Origin of the sequence: Stieleria neptunia (assembly GCF_007754155.1) — a bacterium.
Lineage (GTDB): Bacteria > Planctomycetota > Planctomycetia > Pirellulales > Pirellulaceae > Stieleria > Stieleria neptunia.
This window is the reverse complement of sequence record NZ_CP037423.1, coordinates 8,313,585-8,331,356: the sequence shown is the minus strand read 5'-3', so window position 1 is coordinate 8,331,356 and position 17,772 is coordinate 8,313,585. Positions and strand designations below refer to the sequence as shown.

Annotated in this window: 16 protein-coding genes; 9 read left to right on the top strand and 7 right to left on the bottom strand. The window is 61.2% G+C overall.

What is annotated here, in order from left to right:
- Window positions 1–191: 191 nt before the first annotated feature.
- Window positions 192–872 (top strand): PEP-CTERM sorting domain-containing protein, encoded by a 681-nt coding sequence (locus tag Enr13x_RS29075; RefSeq protein ID WP_197455430.1) that lies wholly within the window; start codon window positions 192–194, stop codon window positions 870–872.
- On the opposite strand, the gene Enr13x_RS29070 is transcribed toward Enr13x_RS29075, so the two are convergent.
- On the bottom strand, window positions 869–1,759 hold the full coding sequence (locus tag Enr13x_RS29070; protein WP_145390349.1) for a hypothetical protein: 891 nt from the start codon (window positions 1,757–1,759) through the stop codon (window positions 869–871). The two genes, Enr13x_RS29075 and Enr13x_RS29070, sit on opposite strands and share 4 nt — an antisense overlap.
- Window positions 1,760–2,426: 667 nt before the next feature.
- Here Enr13x_RS29070 and Enr13x_RS29065 point away from each other — a divergent pair.
- The 4 genes from Enr13x_RS29065 to Enr13x_RS29050 all read left to right on the top strand — a co-directional run bounded on the left by Enr13x_RS29065 (window position 2,427) and on the right by Enr13x_RS29050 (window position 7,059).
- The gene (locus tag Enr13x_RS29065; protein WP_145390348.1) at window positions 2,427–3,563 is read left to right on the top strand and encodes a glycosyltransferase family 4 protein; all 1,137 of its coding nucleotides are present in this window, start codon (window positions 2,427–2,429) and stop codon (window positions 3,561–3,563) included.
- A gap of 104 nt (window positions 3,564–3,667) precedes the next feature.
- On the top strand, window positions 3,668–4,273 hold the full coding sequence (locus tag Enr13x_RS29060) for a lysophospholipid acyltransferase family protein (protein WP_095740464.1): 606 nt from the start codon (window positions 3,668–3,670) through the stop codon (window positions 4,271–4,273).
- 127 nt (window positions 4,274–4,400) lie between these two features.
- The gene (gene kdsA, locus Enr13x_RS29055; protein WP_145390347.1) at window positions 4,401–5,279 is read left to right on the top strand and encodes a 3-deoxy-8-phosphooctulonate synthase; all 879 of its coding nucleotides are present in this window, start codon (window positions 4,401–4,403) and stop codon (window positions 5,277–5,279) included.
- A gap of 73 nt (window positions 5,280–5,352) precedes the next feature.
- Window positions 5,353–7,059 carry a tetratricopeptide repeat protein gene (locus Enr13x_RS29050; protein ID WP_231743846.1) on the top strand — a complete coding sequence of 569 codons (1,707 nt, stop codon included), beginning with the start codon at window positions 5,353–5,355 and terminating at the stop codon, window positions 7,057–7,059.
- A gap of 200 nt (window positions 7,060–7,259) precedes the next feature.
- Here Enr13x_RS29050 and Enr13x_RS29045 read toward each other — a convergent pair whose 3' ends face one another.
- From Enr13x_RS29045 to Enr13x_RS38355, 6 genes are all read right to left on the bottom strand, one after another.
- Window positions 7,260–8,309, bottom strand: a complete 1,050-nt coding sequence (locus tag Enr13x_RS29045; protein ID WP_145390346.1) for a ThuA domain-containing protein — start codon at window positions 8,307–8,309, stop codon at window positions 7,260–7,262.
- A gap of 318 nt (window positions 8,310–8,627) precedes the next feature.
- Window positions 8,628–10,616, bottom strand: coding sequence for a S1C family serine protease (locus Enr13x_RS29040; RefSeq protein WP_145390345.1), 1,989 nt, complete (start codon window positions 10,614–10,616; stop codon window positions 8,628–8,630).
- Between the two features lie 14 nt (window positions 10,617–10,630).
- A complete protein-coding gene (locus Enr13x_RS29035) occupies window positions 10,631–11,668 on the bottom strand; it encodes a S1C family serine protease (protein ID WP_145390344.1) in 1,038 nt (345 codons plus the stop codon).
- Window positions 11,665–13,563, bottom strand: coding sequence for a S1C family serine protease (locus Enr13x_RS29030; protein ID WP_231743845.1), 1,899 nt, complete (start codon window positions 13,561–13,563; stop codon window positions 11,665–11,667). Before Enr13x_RS29030 ends, Enr13x_RS29035 begins: the two co-directional genes overlap by 4 nt.
- An 8-nt stretch (window positions 13,564–13,571) precedes the next feature.
- Entirely contained in the window at window positions 13,572–14,795 is a 1,224-nt protein-coding gene (locus tag Enr13x_RS29025) for an NPCBM/NEW2 domain-containing protein (protein WP_197455429.1), read from the bottom strand.
- A 259-nt stretch (window positions 14,796–15,054) separates the two neighbouring features.
- The gene (locus Enr13x_RS38355; RefSeq protein WP_197455428.1) at window positions 15,055–15,336 is read right to left on the bottom strand and encodes a hypothetical protein; all 282 of its coding nucleotides are present in this window, start codon (window positions 15,334–15,336) and stop codon (window positions 15,055–15,057) included.
- Between the two features lie 320 nt (window positions 15,337–15,656).
- Here Enr13x_RS38355 and Enr13x_RS29015 point away from each other — a divergent pair, with 320 nt between their 5' ends.
- The 4 genes from Enr13x_RS29015 (at window position 15,657) to xerC (ending at window position 17,712) form a co-directional block, all read left to right on the top strand.
- Window positions 15,657–16,136 carry a hypothetical protein gene (locus Enr13x_RS29015; RefSeq protein WP_145390341.1) on the top strand — a complete coding sequence of 160 codons (480 nt, stop codon included), beginning with the start codon at window positions 15,657–15,659 and terminating at the stop codon, window positions 16,134–16,136.
- Window positions 16,137–16,143: 7 nt separating this feature from the next.
- Window positions 16,144–16,293 carry a hypothetical protein gene (locus Enr13x_RS38350; RefSeq protein ID WP_197455427.1) on the top strand — a complete coding sequence of 50 codons (150 nt, stop codon included), beginning with the start codon at window positions 16,144–16,146 and terminating at the stop codon, window positions 16,291–16,293.
- A 253-nt stretch (window positions 16,294–16,546) separates the two neighbouring features.
- Window positions 16,547–16,792 (top strand): hypothetical protein, encoded by a 246-nt coding sequence (locus Enr13x_RS29010; RefSeq protein WP_095740473.1) that lies wholly within the window; start codon window positions 16,547–16,549, stop codon window positions 16,790–16,792.
- Between the two features lie 17 nt (window positions 16,793–16,809).
- Window positions 16,810–17,712 (top strand): tyrosine recombinase XerC, encoded by a 903-nt coding sequence (gene xerC / locus Enr13x_RS29005; protein WP_145390340.1) that lies wholly within the window; start codon window positions 16,810–16,812, stop codon window positions 17,710–17,712.
- Window positions 17,713–17,772 lie beyond the last annotated feature (60 nt).

The following is a 17,772-nucleotide window of genomic DNA, read 5'->3' as shown; positions in this document are numbered from 1 at the left end:
TCGCATTTTTGGTACCTGACCCCTTTTCCGCTGTACCCAGCTTTAAGTTTACGCTACGCCCGCCCCGAACAGGGGGATGGAGTCGGCTGAAACAGCGGATCTCAAGGATTTCGGCACTCCAATCCTGGATCGCCGAAATTGTGACAAGTATCCTGATGCGATTCTTCCGGCCTCGTCACTTGGATCCCGAAATGTTTTTTTGCCTCCGTCGGCCTTTGACCGTCCTCTTCGCGGCCGCCCTGTCGCTCGGCTTCCACGTCGTCGACTCGCGACCGTCCAATGCAGCGATCGTTCATGACGAAGCGATCCACGGTGAGCTTTCGAATGAAAATCAGACCCCGACCGTTCTGAATTTCACGATCGGCGAAAACACGGTGATCGGCGAGGTTGCCAATGCCCGCGGATTCCCGGCCAACACCGATGTGTTTAGTTTCGTGGTGCCCAACGGTGCCGTCTGGGATTCGCTGATTCTCACCGACTATCGCGATAGCAGCCCGAACCAAGACAACGCGGCCTTCCTGGCCATCGACGACTCCGACTCGTTCCCGTATGGCAGTTTCGAACTGGACGAGATCAACAATGCGAATCCGGCCTTCCCCGCAGATGCCTTTATCGGTGGCACTGTGTTTGGCGGTGGAGGGCCGACCAATCCGGACGTGGGTCGGGATCTCCTGCCGCGCGCGGCCAATGTCGTCGGCGCCGGGTACACCACCCCGTTGCCCAGCGGCGACTACACCATCTACATCCAGCAGACCGATGCGCTGACCGGTTACTCGTTGACGGTCAACTTGGTCAGCGCGATCCCGGAGCCGAGTTCGGCCGGGTTGTTGATGTTGGTCGGTGCGGCCGTCGCGATCCGCAGACGTCGTTAGAACCGCGGCGAGGGACGTCGCCACTGCAGGTCTTCGCTTCCGCCGTTGTCGACGTCTGCGAACGGTTCGGTCGAAGGCAGCGAGGCGCTGTTGGGCCGGCCGGCGGTTTGCACGTTCGAGTTGTCGCCCCAACCGGATGCGTCTGGAAAGCCGCTGGCCGATCGGACGAAGGTCGAGTTGGTCGGCTGGCCATAAGTCGGCTGGCTATTCTGGAATGGAGTGCTCGGCGATTGCGGGGCGGCTTGCGGATAGGGTGCCGACGCGGGAAACATTCCGGCACCGGGGCGGTTTTGCGGAGGAACATAGCCGGGGGGGTAAGGGGCATGCGTCAGGTCGATCACCTGCATCCCTCCCGCACGAGGGCTGGCCGCCGGATCGGTTGCCGGTGTCGGCTGGTTGGCGGGCGAAAGTCGTGGATCGACTCCGCTGCCGAAACCGGCATTGCCCCGCGAGGACTCGCCCACCCAACCGGTTTGACGGACGCCGCTGTCGAATCCCGCGCCGCCGTTGTAGGCAGCGGGTGCATTCAGATCGGTCAGTCCACGCGTCATCCCGTTGGAACCCAGACTGGCCCCCGACGGTGATGAACCGCTGGATGCGGATCCGCTGGGGGCATAGTTACCCGTCGGGGCACCGTAGTTGGAGGGCGCGTTGTAGTTTCCCGGCGAGCGGTAGGATCCGGTCGGCGGAGGCGGCACGCGAGTGGGCGCTCCGAAGGTGCCGAAGCCCGATGTCGGCTGGATCGGAGACAGCGTCGCGGTGCCTTGAACCGGCGATAGCGGTGAGAGCATCGAGGAGCCTCCCAGCGGCGAGACCGGCGTACTGGTCGTGTTGCGGCAGCCGGCGAGGACCAGCAATGTCGCTGCGGACAGCAGAACATGTGTCAAAGCGGTCGTTGCGGCTGGCGCTGAACGTCTTGGATTGTTTCGTCGCATGATCGGAAAGCCTGTGCGGAAAAGAAAATGCACCACGGCTTTAACAAAACGACAGATTTTGTTGAAAGTCCAACCATCGCGAAAACCTGGTTTTTCGGCCTGAAATCCACAGAACCGTTAAAGTTCGCGTGAATCGGGGGGCCGAATCCGGGCGGTTTTGCGACGCGTCGGGATTCCAGCGCGGCATGAAAGTCCGTGAGGTAAACCCTTAAAGGTGTTCATCCGTTGAGACTTGAAGTCACACTCCCTTTGGGAGGGTCGCGGAGGAGTTTACGACGACGCGGGGAGGGGCTATGTGGCTCGCAATCGCTCAGCGACGACCGTTCGACCTCCCCTCGCTTCGCTCGACCCTCCTACCAGGAGGGTGACATCAAACTAGCACGATCTCCGTTCCCCATTTCAGCAAAAGACTGACCCGATGTTTGCTCGTCGCTGGTGGCGCAATCTGTCGCCACACCAACCCCACCGTCCGTTGCGGCAACGCGGTGTCGCATTTTTTAGCGGTAGGGCGCGAGCCCTCCGGTGTTTTGGCAAAGAGGAAGAACCGGAGGGCTCGCGCCCTGCCGCTAACACCTTAAGACACACAGGAGAAAAATGCTTCACCGCGTTGCCGTTGCGGATGCAGTTTGTGATCACCAGCATGCCGGTCGGCGGTGCCGAGACGTTGTTGGTCAACCTGCTGCGGCGGATGGACCCCAGCGTGGTCTGTCCCGAAGTGATTTGTTTGAAGCAGCCGGGACCGCTGGGGGAGGCGATCGCCGACGAGTTTCCCGTGCACAGCCATTTGATCGGCGGCAAGTGGGACGTCGCGGTGCTGTTCAGGTTGGCCCGCTTGATGCGGCGGCGTGAAACCGATGTGGTGGTCACCGTCGGTGCGGGCGACAAAATGTTCTGGGGCCGGCTGGCCGCTTTCCTGGCCGGCGTGCCGGTGATTGCATCGGCACTGCACAGCACCGGATGGCCGGATGGCGTGGGACGTTTGAATCGATTTTTGACGCCGTTGACCGATGCCTTCATCGCGGTGGCCGACTCGCACGGCGAGTTTCTGCACCAGTTCGAAGGCTTTCCGAAGGCAAAGGTCCACGTGATTCGCAACGGGGTGGATTGTGAACGGTTTGAGCCCAATGAAACGCATCGCCGCGAGGTGCGTGAGGAATTGCAGCTCGGTCCGGAATCGCAGCTGGTGGGAATCGTGGCGGCACTTCGCAGCGAAAAGAATCATTCGCTGCTGGTTCGGGCCGCGGCACAACTGCGCGATCGTCATCCAAATCTGCATTGGGTGGTCGTCGGCGACGGTCCCGAGCGTGGTGCCATCGAACGGATGGCCGGAGAGCTGGGCGTGACGGATCGAATTCATCTGCTGGGGACACGTCACGACACGCCGCGGCTGCTTTCGGCCTTGGATGTCTTCACGTTATGTTCGCTCAACGAAGCCTCACCGGTTTCCATCCTGGAAGCGTTTGCCTGTGAAGTGCCGGTCGTGGCCAGCGACGTGGGTTCGGTCGGCGAGACCGTCATCGACGATCGCACCGGCCGTCTGTTTGCGTCCCAAGATCTCGACGCCATGGCTGGAGCGATCGAGCAGTTGCTCGCTGACCCGGCGCTGCGGCATCGGATGGGGAAAGCGGGACGTGAATTGGTGCTCCGCAGCGGATCGCTCGAGTCGATGGTGGCGGGCTATCAGAACTTGGCCACCTCGCTTTATCACCGGGCTGGTGCCTCGCAGGGTGCGGTTGCCGAACAGGCGCCGGCGTAGCGGGCGCGTTGATGGAATCGAGGTTCCCCGATCAGCGTGTCCCGTGGTTCGGCACACGTTCGCGACCACTTATTCTCGCCGCAATCGATGATTAGACTTGGGGCATGACCCTCACTAGTCATGTCATCGTTCTGCTGGCGAAGCTGTTTAGCGGCTTCACCGTGCGCTGGGTGGATTGTCAGCCCGACACCTGTCAACGCATTTATTTTGCCAATCACACCAGCCATCTGGATGCGGTGGTGTTGTGGTCTGCGCTGCCCAAAGAAATCCGCGCGGTCACCCGTCCCGTGGCTGCCAAGGACTATTGGAGTTCCGGTTGGGTCAAGCCGCACATGGCGGCCAGTTTCAATGCGCTGTTGATCGATCGCAAGGAGATCAAGGTGCACCGCAGCCCGATCGACATCATGCTGGAAGAAATGGGCGACATCTACTCGCTGATCGTCTTTCCCGAAGGCGGACGCAGTGCCGGCGACGAGATGGGTGAATTCAAAAGCGGGCTGTATTACATGGGCAAAAAACGTCCGGATTTGGAGCTGGTGCCGGTTTACATCGACAACGTGAATCGGATCTTGCCGCGGGGCGAAGTGTTGCCGGTGCCGCTGTTGAGTTGTATCACGATCGGGGCGCCGATTTTCCTGGAGGCCGGCGAGCCGAAAAACGCGTTTTTGAAGCGTGCCAAAGAAGCCGTTCAACGACTGAAGGATCTGTGAGTGTGGGATAGGCTTCCAGCCTGTCATTTCCGCATCGACGAGCCTGGAAGCCTCTCCCACCTGTTCTCCGCGAGGGCCTCTCGCACTGCGATTGCCAGAACTCAGCGAATCGCCCAAACTCACGGGTATGAGCAATTCAGAGAATTCCAGCGGCGTTCGAACCGTTTCCGTCGGCCCGTATCGGTGTGGCGACGGGCAACCGTTGTTGTTGATCGCCGGTCCGTGTGTGTTGCAATCCGACGAGATTTCGACGCAGATCGGCGACGTGTTGACCCGAATCAACGCGCGAGAGGATGTCAACGTCGTCTTCAAGGCCTCGTTTGACAAAGCCAATCGAACCAGTGCCGCGGCGATTCGTGGGCCCGGCATGGAGCAGGGGCTGACGATGCTCGATCGGATCGCTCGCCGAACCGGGTTGCCGGTCACGACCGACATCCACTTACCCGGCCAGGCCAAGGCGGTCGCCGAAGTCTGTGACCTGCTTCAAATCCCTGCGTTTTTGGCCCGCCAGACGGATTTGATCGTTGCCGCGGCGGAGACAGGTCGCCCGCTGAACGTCAAAAAAGGGCAATTCATGGCGCCCGAAGACATGCGATACGTGGTCGACAAAGCCCGCGCCGCGGGTGATGGGGGCGTGATGCTATGCGAACGGGGGACCTTTTTCGGCTACGGCAGGCTGGTCAACGACATGCAAGCCCTGCCGATCATGCGCTCACTCGGCGTGCCGGTCGTGTTCGATGCAACCCACAGCGTGCAGCGGCCCGGGTCGGGGCAAGGATCCACGGGGGGAAACCGGGAAATGGTCGAACCATTAGCCCGCGCGGCCGTAGCAATCGGTATCGACGCGATCTTTTTCGAGACCCATCCGGATCCAGATTCCTCCCCGAGTGACGGTGCCAACATGGTGCCCCTGGACCGATTCGAGGGCCTGGTCGATCGCCTGCTCCAGATTCGACACACGATCCTCTCCGTTGGCCAATTGAATGGCACCGACCAAGCTCCCTAGGTTCTGCTTCACCTTCCCTGTTCCACCCCGCAATTGCCGTGGCATCCATCGATGGGGAGCCCTGTGGATTGGGGTGGCGAGCCTGCTGGCGGTCGGATGTCAGGACGACACGGCGCTGGTCCGTGAAATCCAAAGCCGTCGTCAGGCACAGCAGGAAACACTCGCGCGACGCGATCACCTCGGTGATTCTTTTGTGTTGCTGCGAAAGTACGTCGAACTGGATGCCGAAAAGGCGCAGGAACAGATCGCGTTTCATCTCAACGGCTGGAGTGCCACCCGACCGCCGAGTGAAGTCACTGAGCCCAAGCTGGTCGATACGCTCGGCGATTTGATCTCGCCAAACGAACTGGCCGACCGTGTCTCCGGCCGGACCTTTTTGCCCAGCGATGTGTTGCATCTGCGTGACAGTTACCTGTTCCATTCGTTGTACAGCTGGGTCGATGTGCCGCTGCATGACGAAACGCTGCTGACCGATTGGTTCACGCAGCAACGTGAAACACTGTCGGCCGAAACGGTCGATCGGCTGGTCACGGCGACACGGTTGTTTGATTGGACGATTCGCAACATTGCCTTGGAGCCGCACCAGCCGTTGAATCCCGCGCCGCCCGGGCCGGACTTTCCCTCCGGGATCGAGTTTCGCGGCGCGGGGTACCGTCAGACGGACTTTCAAACGGTCATGCGTGGGACCGGTGACGGACTGCAGCGGGCCGGCGTGTTCACCCAATTGTGCCGACAAGCGGGGATCCCCGCGGCGGTGCTGGGAACGATCGACGGCCAGTCCGGTGACGTGACGCCGTTTTGCGTCGGTGTGCTCGCCGGCGATCAGATCTATCTGTTCGAGCCGACCCTGGGCGTGTTTGTCCCCGGTCCCGATCAAGTCGGCATCGCGACCTTGGCGCAGGCCCGTCGCGACGCCGTCGTCTTGCGGCGTTTGGGAATCGCCGGGCTGGATCAATTCACCTATCCGGTGACCAAAGAAGACGCTCAGCAATGTGTGGCGTTGCTGAATCTGTTGCCCGAAGCCATCAGCCCGCGGATGAAGAAACTTCAATCGGGTTTGACCGGCGACCGCAGGATGAACGTCTACGTCGACGCCGATTCGCTGGCCGAACAACTTGATGCGGTCACGGGCATCAGTTCGGTTCGGCTGTGGGACGTTCCGCTGAAAGCCGAGATTTACCAGTCGATTTGCCAACAGTACACCCAGCGTGATCCCGTGTTCGCGTTTTGGTACATGGCGCGGTGGGCGATGATGGACGCCGGTTTCGAAAGCGCACGCGAACTGACGCGCGGACGATGGCAGCACTTGAAGGGCCAGTTTGCCGATCTGGAAGAGGAGAGCATCACCGGCGCTCGGACCCTGTACATGAATCAACGCGCACCGGAATTTGAGATCGAGGATTTGAGGATCGATGTTGAGCTTCAAAAACAATACGGCATTCGCCGGGAACTGGGCGTCGACGCAAAAGTGTACGACCAGCAAGTTGCTCAGATCCAAGGGTTGCTGCGGATGGGCAAACGCACCGCGTCGTATTGGTTGAGTCTGCTGCAAGCCGACGACGGCCGACTGGAAACCGCTGAAAGTTGGCTCGAAAAACGTGTGCTCACCGAGGAACAACAATCGTATTGGACACCGGCGGCCCGCTACAATCTGGCCCGCTTGACCGAGGCGCTGGGGAAAACCGACGAAGCGATCGAGATGTACAAACGCGAAGGCGAACCCCAGGAACACGGCAACCGCGTTCGCGCACGGCTGGTCGCCAAGCAAGTCGATGAGTAGGTCAGTGGGATAGGCTTCCAGCCTGTCGACGCTGGAATGACAGGCTGGAAGCCTATCCCACTATTCCCGCAACACACTGTCATGGAGGCTCCTGCCCGCTACCGGCGTGTGGCGAGAGCCACACCGGCATTGCGTTCCAAGGCGGAGCCTTGGAACGAGGTGAAGGCATGCACAGCATGCCCTACGGCTATCCCGGTGTCTTACGGGCGATCGCGGAAGGGCCATTCGGGGCTGCCCTTGGGGTCTTCGCGATGCGGTGCCTTGCCGAGTTCAAAGTCCGTCGGTTGCAGGTTCAGCTGTTCCCAATACTCTTTGTCGTTGATGAATCCGTAGAACGTCGGGTAGTACGGATCGACGAACGCGACGTCCGCTTTTTCAGGCACCGTTTTGTCGAGCAAAAAGTACGTGGCGTTGACCAGCATCCGTCGCAGATCTTCGCTGACCAAGTCGACACTGGCGCCGGTGGTCGTGCAAAACGATTGCCCCTTGGTCCCCGACGGAGACACGTAGGGGTGCAGCCAGGCCAGGGGCTGCATTGGATCGTTCTTGGGGCCTTCGATGTTGACGGATTCTGGATCGAGCGACTCGGTCACCGCGCCGCGCAACAGAATCGTGTCCTGGTCGGTCAGGTGGGTGACGCCATAAACGTCCGAGGGGACGAAGATGTCGCTGACGCTATTGAGAATCGGATGCCCTGCGGCCTGATCGGTGATGACCGCCCGGGCGCCTTGGCGTTTGTGTTGGCCGTGGTGGCTGACCCACTGCTCACCGAGGATCTTGCGTCCAAAGTTGCCATAGGTCACTTCACCGCCGAACGAACCCTTTCCGTTGAAGGCGTGTGTCGCGGTGCGGATTCCGATCAACGGTTTTCCGTCGTTGATGAACTTGGTGATGTGGGCCGCTTGCGACTCGCTGGGCTTGCGGAAACGCGTTCCGATGATCATCAAGTCGGCCTCGTCAAGCGCTTCCCAGCCCACCACGCCGCTCTGGTTGTTCGGGTCGATGTAACTTCCATCGGCCGACATCGAAAACAGGACGGTGCAATCGAAGCCGTGTTTGACGCTCAGGATTTTGGCCAACATCGGCATCGATTCTTCGGTGCGATACTCTTCATCGCCCGAAACCAGAACGATCGTGCCTTGGGAATCCCCCTTGGCGGGAAAGTGGAGCACGCCCGACTGGGCCGCCACGGCGTGGCTGACCAGCGGAACGAAAAGCAGGGCGAGCGAGAGAAGCGTACGGTAAATCATGCTGCGGGACGGGGTTAAAGGACGACGGGGCGGAAAGCTGTTGCGACGGGAGTCGTCACAACTAGAGTTTAGCTGGATAGCGCTGGTTTGAGGCGTGGCGGCGTGTTGATTTAATCGGGATCTGCGGAGTCAACGGTGAGCCGCTGGCCGTAAGGCCTCGGGCGGGCGCCGAAATGCCCGGCCGCTTACGCGCCCGCGGCCCACTCAAACAACCGACCGTTAGCGAGTGATCCTCGGACGCCGCACGTTGACTGGCCGGCTGATCGATCTCATGTGTGATCGGATTCCATCGACAGGCCGTGAATCCGTGCGGATCACTCAAATCGTTTGCAGCAAGCGGACCCAACGCAGCAGGTCACCGATTTCCGTCTCGCCGCCAAGGGAAATGGGGTATCCGGCGGTCGTCAGCGGTGCCAGCCAAGTCGGGCCGTCGTCGAGTGACTCGATCGGCAACATGATTTCCAGCGCACGATCGGGCTCGTTTTCTCGCAGCCGCACGGCGGGGGGCTTGGCATCGGCCGAGACCGCGATCCCGGCAAAGTTTTTTCGATCCGAGAGCGCCATCGCGATCACCATGGAATCGGCTGCCGAAGCCGGCGAATCCTTGATCGCGCCGTTTGCCGCCACGGCGCTGACGCTGACGGGGACGCGCTGTGCCATCAGGGTGGCCATTCGCGAGACGACGTCGATTTCTTTTTGTTGCCAACGTTGTTCATCTTCGCTGCAGATGGCGCAAACCACCACGCCGGCTTGTCCGGCCGCGCCCCGCCAGGCTTGCAACGCTTGTTGCGGGTCGCGGGTTTCCGGCGGCAACAACAGGACCAGCAACGCCAGCGCTTGGTCGGCCGTCATCTCGTCGGGTTTCGGAGCCACATAGGCGGCCAGATTGGGGACATCGGGAAGCCGCAATTCCTGGACATCCCAAGGGTTTTCGAGCGGCTCGCCGGACCATGCATCAATCGTTTTCTTCAGCGTCGGCCCGGCGATCGACGTGGGGGTCAGCTTGATTTCCAGCGACTCCCCGTCACGATCAACGGCCAGCGTGAGTTCTTCGTCGGCGACCGCGGTGATCATCGTCCGACCGGCCGTTGCCACGTCGGTGATTTCGGTTTGATTGATTTGCTTGATCACATCGCCGGGGTTCAAGCTGCCATCGGCGGCGGTGTCGGGAACGACGGCGCGGACGACCACCTTGGGCGACTCGGATGCTTCGTCGTCGGCTGCCTCCGAGTCACCTGCCGTTTCTTCGGTCAACCAGACGCCCAGACGCTGCGGGCTCAACGGAGGAATCGATTCGGCCAGGGTGACGTTGACGGTCCGGGTTTCGCCGTTTCGACGCAACGTGATTTCGAGCGACTCGCCGGCATCGTAGGGGCCGAGGGCTTGTTTGATCTGTTGGAACATCCGCACGGGTTTTCCGCCGATGGCGACGACGGAATCCCCGGGCTCGATGCCGGACTTTTCCGCCGGGGATCGGCTGCGGACGGCCGCCAATTCGGTGTCTTCGGCGTAGGGGTCTTTGGCCTTGGGGACGATGCCGATCAATCCCTTGCGGATGTCTTCCCCGGCACGCAGGCGCGCCAGTTTGTTGGCCAGCACCGGCGACGGGACGGCGAACGCGATTCCCGAGTCGTACCAACTGGTGTCGTCCGGGGCTCCACCTTCGGCGACCGCGGGGACCAGGACGCCGATCACGTTTCCGTACAGATCGACCAAGGGGCCGCCGTAAAACGACGGCGAGACGCGCGCGTCGCTTTGCAGCATCGTGCCTTCCAATCGGCCGGTGGCACTCAAGATGCCGCTGCTGACCATCGGCGATCGATCACCGCCGTAGCGTCCGACGGCGACGACGGTGGACCCGATCGGTGTGTTCACCGCTGCGGCCAAGTCGATCGGGACCAAGGGCGTTTTCGTTTCGACGCGGAGCATCACCAGGCCGCGGTGATAGTCACGGGCGACGAGGGTTGCCGCCAGTCGTGTCGCGTCGGGCAGGACGACCAGCATGCTGGCCGACGGCCGGCGGACGATGATGTCCGATGCGACGATGTACCCGTCTGCGTCGACGACAATCCCACAGGACGGTGCGTCTTGAGCGACTTCGCTTTGCTGTTTCCCGCCGCCGGCCACCTCGGCCACGCCGATCACTTCGATGGATACGATCGATGGCAGGACGCGTTCGGCGGCGCTTCGGACCGCGCGGGCCATCGCTTGACGATACTCCGCCGTGTCATTTTGAGCCGAGCAGACGGTGCTCGAGAGCAGGCATGCCGTGACCACGGTGAAGCAGTGCACAGTTTTCAAATTCACCACGCGGCGGGCTCCTAAGGTTGCAAACGAATCGGCAGCACTTCGTTGCCGCGTTGGATGGTCAGGGACACGGCGTCACGCCGGTCGATCCGACGCAACAGATCGATCAGGGTTTGTTGGTCGCCGACACGCTGTCCTTCCAACAACAAAATCAAATCGTCGGGACGCAATTTTGCACCGGCCGCCGGGGAGTCCGACGCGACGGCATCGATGTACGCCGGCGTGGATTCCAGGACATTGGGCACCAGCACCAAACCCAGTGTCGTCAGGTTATGGGATTGGTCCCGTCGCAGCACGGGGTTTTCTTCTTTCGGGACGGTCGTGGTGCGACCGGCGATGATGTCGCCGAGTGCGGTTCGCAGCGCATCGATCGGCAACGCATAATTCAGCCAGACTCCGGTGCCGCTGTCACGCAGCTCTTTGCCCAGCATGCCGATCAAGCGGCCCTTGCCATCGACCACCGCGCCGCCGGCCGCACCCGGGTTGTTGGCGATCAGGTCCAGGATCAGCACTTTGCCGCGGTAGGGTGTCTTGAAGGTGCCGCGCCGCGCGTCCAAGTTGGTCACCGCGGCGATGGTGCCTTGCATCACGCTGGCCGGTTCGTTGCCCGCGGCAATGTTGAACAGATTGCTGACGGCCAGGACCGGATCACCCCACTGGGCGTTCAATTCCTTGTCGACTTCGAAGTACGGCAAATCGGAGGCGTCGACTTTCAGCACCGCCAGTTCCAGCGCGGGTTCGATCCCCACGATCGTGGATTCAAACCGGCGTCCGTCATCGAGCACCACGATCGGTTCGACATCCAGCACATAGCTCCAGGCCGTCGCAATGTGACCTTCCGGTGAAACCAGGAAACCGCTCTGGTAGGCCTCCAGTCCCTTGATTCCGCCGGCACCGTAAACCTTGACCACACGCTGTTGGACTTCACGCGTGTCCGGCGCGACGGGCGGTTGGGCCATCGTTTCGGGTGTGATCAGCAGGCCGACCAGCGGGCCGACCAGGCAGGGCAGCAGGGCGGTGATGATCGAGAAGGGAAGACGCAAGGGCATCATGGCTGTGCAGTCTCCGTTTGTTTCCAGTCGCTGATCGAAACGTTCAGTGCGACGTCGGTTCCGTAACGCAATTCCAATCCGCTGATCGTGTCGCCGTCACGAAGGATCCACAGTTCCGCCGGGTCCGAGTCGCGATCGGCGAACACTTCGACGCATTCGACCAAGCCGCTTTCGGGGTGCGAAAGCCAACGCACCTCCATGTCCCCGTACAGGCCGATCGTGCAATCGCGCAAGGGGCGTTCGCCGCCCAACGGCATCGTGCCTTGGTAGTAGGCTTCACCGAATTTTCGCGGACCGAGTTTTAACATCGTCCGCCAGGCATCGAGTGCGGGCAGGATACCGGCGATCGAATCGGTGTCCACCGCGTCATACAGCTCCGATCGTTTCGTCGCCTGCATCGCCGTTTCACCGACCAGGATCGCGTACTGATCGTCGGCGACGCTGAGTTGGACTTCCGCCTCGCCGGTCTTGCCCGTGATGACCCAGGCGGTGGGTTTCGATTCCGAATCGGCGGGGAATTGATCGGCGGGAGATTGGCTCCGCAGCGATTCAATGAACCGATCCTGTTGGACTTGATTGAAGTGATAGTTGGCGAATCCCCTGCGCGGGATGATCAGATCGGAAACCGATTTCGGGATCGACGGTTTGGCACCGCCGTGGGGCGATGGCGGGCGTGTGCGTTTTCGATCGGGCGTTTTGGGCGTGTCGTCGTCACTTTCGTTGTCGTCTTGTTTCTGCTCGGAATCTTCGTCCTCTTCCGGTTGATCGGGAACCGGCGGCGGGGGCGGCAGGGCCGACGACATCTTCGCCAGCAGTTCGTCCTGGCGATGAACGCCCATCAATCGGACCGGAACGCGTTTGGTGATGCCGTCGTAGCGAAAGGTGACCGGGACGCGCCATCCACTGGGCAGGGTTCCCAGGACATTTTGAACATCGTTGGCGGTCATCACGGGACGGCCATCGATTTCCAAGATTTGGGCGTTGTAGCGAAGCCCGCGCCGATAAGCGTCACTGGACTCGAGGATGTTGCTGACGACGACTCCACCATCGGGATCGGTGGTCACGGTCGCGCCGAGTGTGGCGTGGTCGACGATCCGGCCGCTGCGCAGATAACCGAGAAAGTTCTTGGCCTGGTTGATGGAGATCGCGTAACCGACGCCGACATTGACGCGTCCGCGTTTTTCGAACGAGCAGCGTCCGACGATGCCCAGCAATTCGCCTTGATCGTTGTAGATCGGGCCGCCCGAGTTTCCGGGGTTGATCGACGCATCGGTCTGCAGGCAATCGGCATATTCCAGCAGCGTGCCGGAGGGGTACTGGTAACGCCCGACGCCGCTGAGGATTCCCCAGGTCACGGTGGGCTGTAGATTGGTCGCCAGTAGAAACGGGTTGCCGATCACCATGCACCAATCGCCGGCGCGGGCTTGCCGGCTGTCGGCCAGTGTGGCGTAAGGGAAATCGTCGCGTCCGAGCAATTGGATCATCGCCAAGTCGCCGACCGGATCGAGTCCGACCAGAACGGCATCGTAGACGCGACCATCGCTCAACCCGCATCGCATGAACGTTCCGGCGGGGCTGGTGACGTGGAAGTTGGTCAGTGCGAAGCCGTCCGGTGAGATCAGGACGCCGCTTCCGCCGCCTCCGCCGCCGGGCACAAACACGCTGACGGCGCTGGGACGGGCACGATCGATCGCCGCGACCCGCGCCTGTTCGACCGACTGCAGCAGCGGATCCAATTCGAGGGGGCCGCCGATTTTACTCGCGTCGATTGAACTCGGGTCAGCTGCCGCGTCTTGGCCATGCGAGACCGGTGCCGGGCAAAACGGTGTGATGGAAAATAGTGCCAGCAACGATGCTGTGAACAGCGCGGTCGATGGCGGCAATCGGTCGTTCACTCGTCGGCTCACTTCATCAACCTGGGTTTCAAGAATCGGACTTGGTCTCCGACGTCACCATCACCGCCTGCCAAGGTTTCCAGCCGGATGCGGTTGGCACCCGCGACCGGAACGCGAAATCCTTTGGTGTTTGAATCGGTCAACGACTGTTCCCATTGCACTTCGCCATCGACGACCACGCGGACCGTGACCGTGCCGCCGGCGGAGACCAGTGTATCGCGTCCGACACTTCCGGCCAGCGTTTGGAATCCCGGCTCGACGCGATACTCGGCGTTCCCCCCGGCGACCATCACCAGATCCTCGCCCTCGGCCGCCGGTCCGAACCAATCCGTTACCAGATTGGTCGGTAATTTCGTTTGCAGCAGCGGGGACATTCGGGTGGAGGCGGGGGTTTCTCGCGCCAGCATGACCCGCCCGCTGGACCAAGTGATTCGTTCAATCTGATCCAACGCGATGCGATGGCGGACTTGGCCCGGCAACAGAATCTCAATCGCATCGGTCGCGTCACTCTGCTCCAGACGTGCGGTCAGAAAGGTGGAACCATAGATGTCGCTGATCTTGACCGCCGCCCTCGCATTGGACGCCGCAGCGGATCGAAGTAACACGCCTTCGAGTCGATCTCGCGGCGCTTCGATTGGATCTCCGTCGAGTTCGAACAGCAGGTTTTGGGGGTCCAAGCCGACGACCACGCCTTCGATCGGATCGAGTTGGTCATTGCCGCGGCGGATCACCATCAAATCACTCCGCAGCTCTTTGTCTTCTAATCCGAACCATTGTGGATCGGTCGCTGGTGCGCCCAGGCGAAAGCGGATCGATCGTACCTGGTCGATCGGAACCCTGATTTCGGATTGACGTCGCGGTTCGATGATGACCGTCGTGTCATCCATCGAGACGTCTTGCGCGAAGATGGACGATCCGTTCGTCAAACTGACGTTGATGGTCGGGCCGGTCGACGATTCTTGTGACGCAGCCAACGTCAACGCGACGACCTGGTCGACGGGGAACTCTCGCAGCGACGATCCGTCCTCCAATCGAACCGATGAACCGGTCGAGCCGGCCCACCGGCCGCCGACGACTTCACCCGAGCTTAATTCGATCCGCACCTCCGTCGCCTGAACACGGGATGCAAAGGCCGGAACCAGCAAGGCGGCGGCGAAGACAGCTGCGCCGAAGACTGCGGTGCCGAGGACTTTGGCACAGGAGATCGCGGGCAACCACGGAAAAGGTTTCATAGAGCGCGGGTCGATAGGGAGCGTTGACGGGGTGCTTCGGTGGCGGCGAGCCACGACCATCACAGTTTATCACAACATCCCGTCAAACGGATCGCCCGAATCTTGTCGAGGCCAGTGCTCTCGTGGAGGCCAGTGCTCTCGTCGAAGCCAGTGCTGGTCGTCCAGTCGCCCCGTCCCGATTGGAGTGGGACAGGTTTTCAGACGGTCATTTCGGCATCGACGAGCCCGGCAGCCGATCCCACCGGTTTTCCGCCGGTTGCTACGGCGTTTCGTCGACAGAGGTTTCGTCGACGGGGGTTTCGTCGACAGAGGTTTCGTCGACGGGGGTTTCGTCGACGGGGGTTTCGCCGACGGGGGTTTCGCTTGCCGCGGTGGTGTTCCCCGTCATGTTGCTGGTCGTGTTGCTGCCGCTGGTATTGCTGGCCGCGACTTCCGGGCTGTCGGCAGCCGGAGCCGGCGGTTTTGGAGGTTGGCAGCCGAGTGAAAAAGTCATCAGTGCTGCTGCGGCCGAGCCGGCGAGGATTCGTGAAACGTTTTTCATTGGATTCTCCAAAATCAGGATGAGGGGGGCGGGACCCTGCAGTCCGTCCCGCTTGGGGCGACGGCCGGGTGGAGCGGGATGATTCGCTTGCGCAGCGCTATTCTTTGCAGACTGGCGACAAATGACCATCCCTGAACGAGTGACTTTTCGGTTGCGGCGAGCCAATGGCAGCAAAATAACCATCGATGACCCGATAACCGGCATGAATAGACCGTTTGACAAGGTTTTTGACACCACGTTTTTTGCCACGCTCATACCCCCGGACCCACGGTGCCGATTCGATTCCCACCCGCCCTTCCAAATTTACCCCGGGGAATCCCATGAAATCCAACCTCCAAAACGGGCTGCTCGGTATCGTCTGGGCCGCTTTGGCATCAATCCTGCCAGCCGGCTCGGCCTTCGCCCAGTTCCCGTTTCCTGAACTCTCCAGTCCCGAACTCGCGGCTCCAAAAGTTGCCGCTCCCGAAATCGCCGCTCCCGAAATCGCCGCACCCGAGCGTGTCGCTCCCGAACGCGTCGCCCAGAAGCCCGCCGACGAGGACGCCGACGTCATCGCCGTGCCCCGGCTGGTCGACGTGGTGCCCAGTTCGTCTGACCTGTCGACCGGCGAGCCGACCGCGGCCGAACTCCGCCAAGCCCGAGCCCAATTCCGTTCGCAGCAGCGGATGGAGCGGATGGAGCGAAACCTGTGGGCCGGCTACGAACCGCTGCGTCCCAATTGGAATTCGATTCCGATGATGAGCAGCCGCTACCCGTATCGCCAGACGGTCGTGGTGCCGTTGTACGTCTACCCTCGGTAGAACGCTGGTGTTGAGTTCAAGATCGATGGCGTTTGAGGCGTCATCGATCGTGTTTGCCATCAACCGTCGTCTTCCGGTCGCGAAACTCGCCGACGGCCAGGCGATGGCATTGATGTTCTCCGATCAACGCGATGCGGTGCTGCATCCCTCTTGTTGATTTTGGTCGTCCCCCGTTGATTCGAGTTGAACGGTTGTGACGCCTCGGACGTTTCGGGAATCACTGGCTTTGGTAGGGGCCGCAACGCGACAAAACGGCGCTTGCATCACGATCGCGGGCAACGCTGCTCAGTACCGCCTCGCGGCATGCCGATAGCTCTCCCTGGGACGAACGGTTGGGGTCATGCACTCGATCGCACCGGCGGCCCGAATCGCATCCGTGACTTCCGCTCAATTGCAGGCATCCCACGCAGATGGACAAAGAGATCAACGTGCTGGCTTTGGTTAAAGGCGAAGAGAAATTCATCTTCATGTTCGACGATGCCAATCGTGACCAAACGCTACGCCAACTCGCTAGGTTTGCCGCCAATCCTGAATTGGATTTCTCCTGGTACGACGCGGCGATGTTGAGTCGCAAGATTCGCGACGCGGTGCCCGTCGAAGACGACCTGTTGATCGACAACGAACTCGACAACCTGTCGGTCGAAGACTTTAGCTAAAGCACTGAGGAGCACGCATGCACTCCGCGATCGCCCAGTTCTTGCGTTACCTGGTGACCGAACGCAACGCGTCGGAGTTGACGATCAAATCCTATCGCGAGGATCTGTTCAGCTTCGTCGAGTGGCTGGAAACGACGCGCGGTCGGGTGCCGCATCCCGATTCGCTTTCGCCCCAGGAACTGAGGTCGTTTCAGGCGGCGCTGCAACAAGCCGATTACGCCCGTTCGAGCATCGCCCGCAAACTGGCGGCGCTTCGCAGTTTCTACAAATTCGCGATGCGGGAAGGCCTGGCGTCGAGCAATCCGGCCAAGCCGTTGCGCAATCCCCGTCGTCAGCGAACGTTGCCGCACGTGTTGACCGACGACGAGGTGGGGCGTTTATTGCTGGCCCCGCCGGGAGACAAGGTTGCCGGGCTCCGCGACCGCGCGATCTTGGAAACGATGTACTCGGCCGGATTGCGGGTCAGCGAGCTGGTCGGGCTGCAAGACGGTGACATCGACACGCACGAGCAAATCGTTCGCGTCCGCGGGAAGGGCCGCAAGGAACGGATTTGCCCCCTCGGCTCGTTCGCCATCAAGGCGATCCAGGCCTACGCCAAATGCCGCCAACGCAGTGACAAAAGTCAGGCACTGGGACGCAAGGCGCCGGTGTTTGTCAATCGCTTCGGCAACGTTCTGACCGCGCGAAGTGTCGGCCGGATGCTGGAAAAACACTTGGCCGTTGCCGAGCTCGATTCGCGAACCAGTCCCCACACCTTGCGGCATTCGTTTGCGACGCATCTGTTGGACCGCGGAGCGGATATCCGCAGCGTCCAAGAGTTACTCGGCCACAAGAGCTTGGCGACCACGCAAATCTACACGCATGTCAGCGCCGCCAGTTTGCGCGCGGTTTACGAACGGGCCCACCCGCGAGCCAACTGACGAGATCAAGCGGTGCCAGGTACCAAGCACCGCTTGCCCACCGAAGAAAAGAGTCCTGAC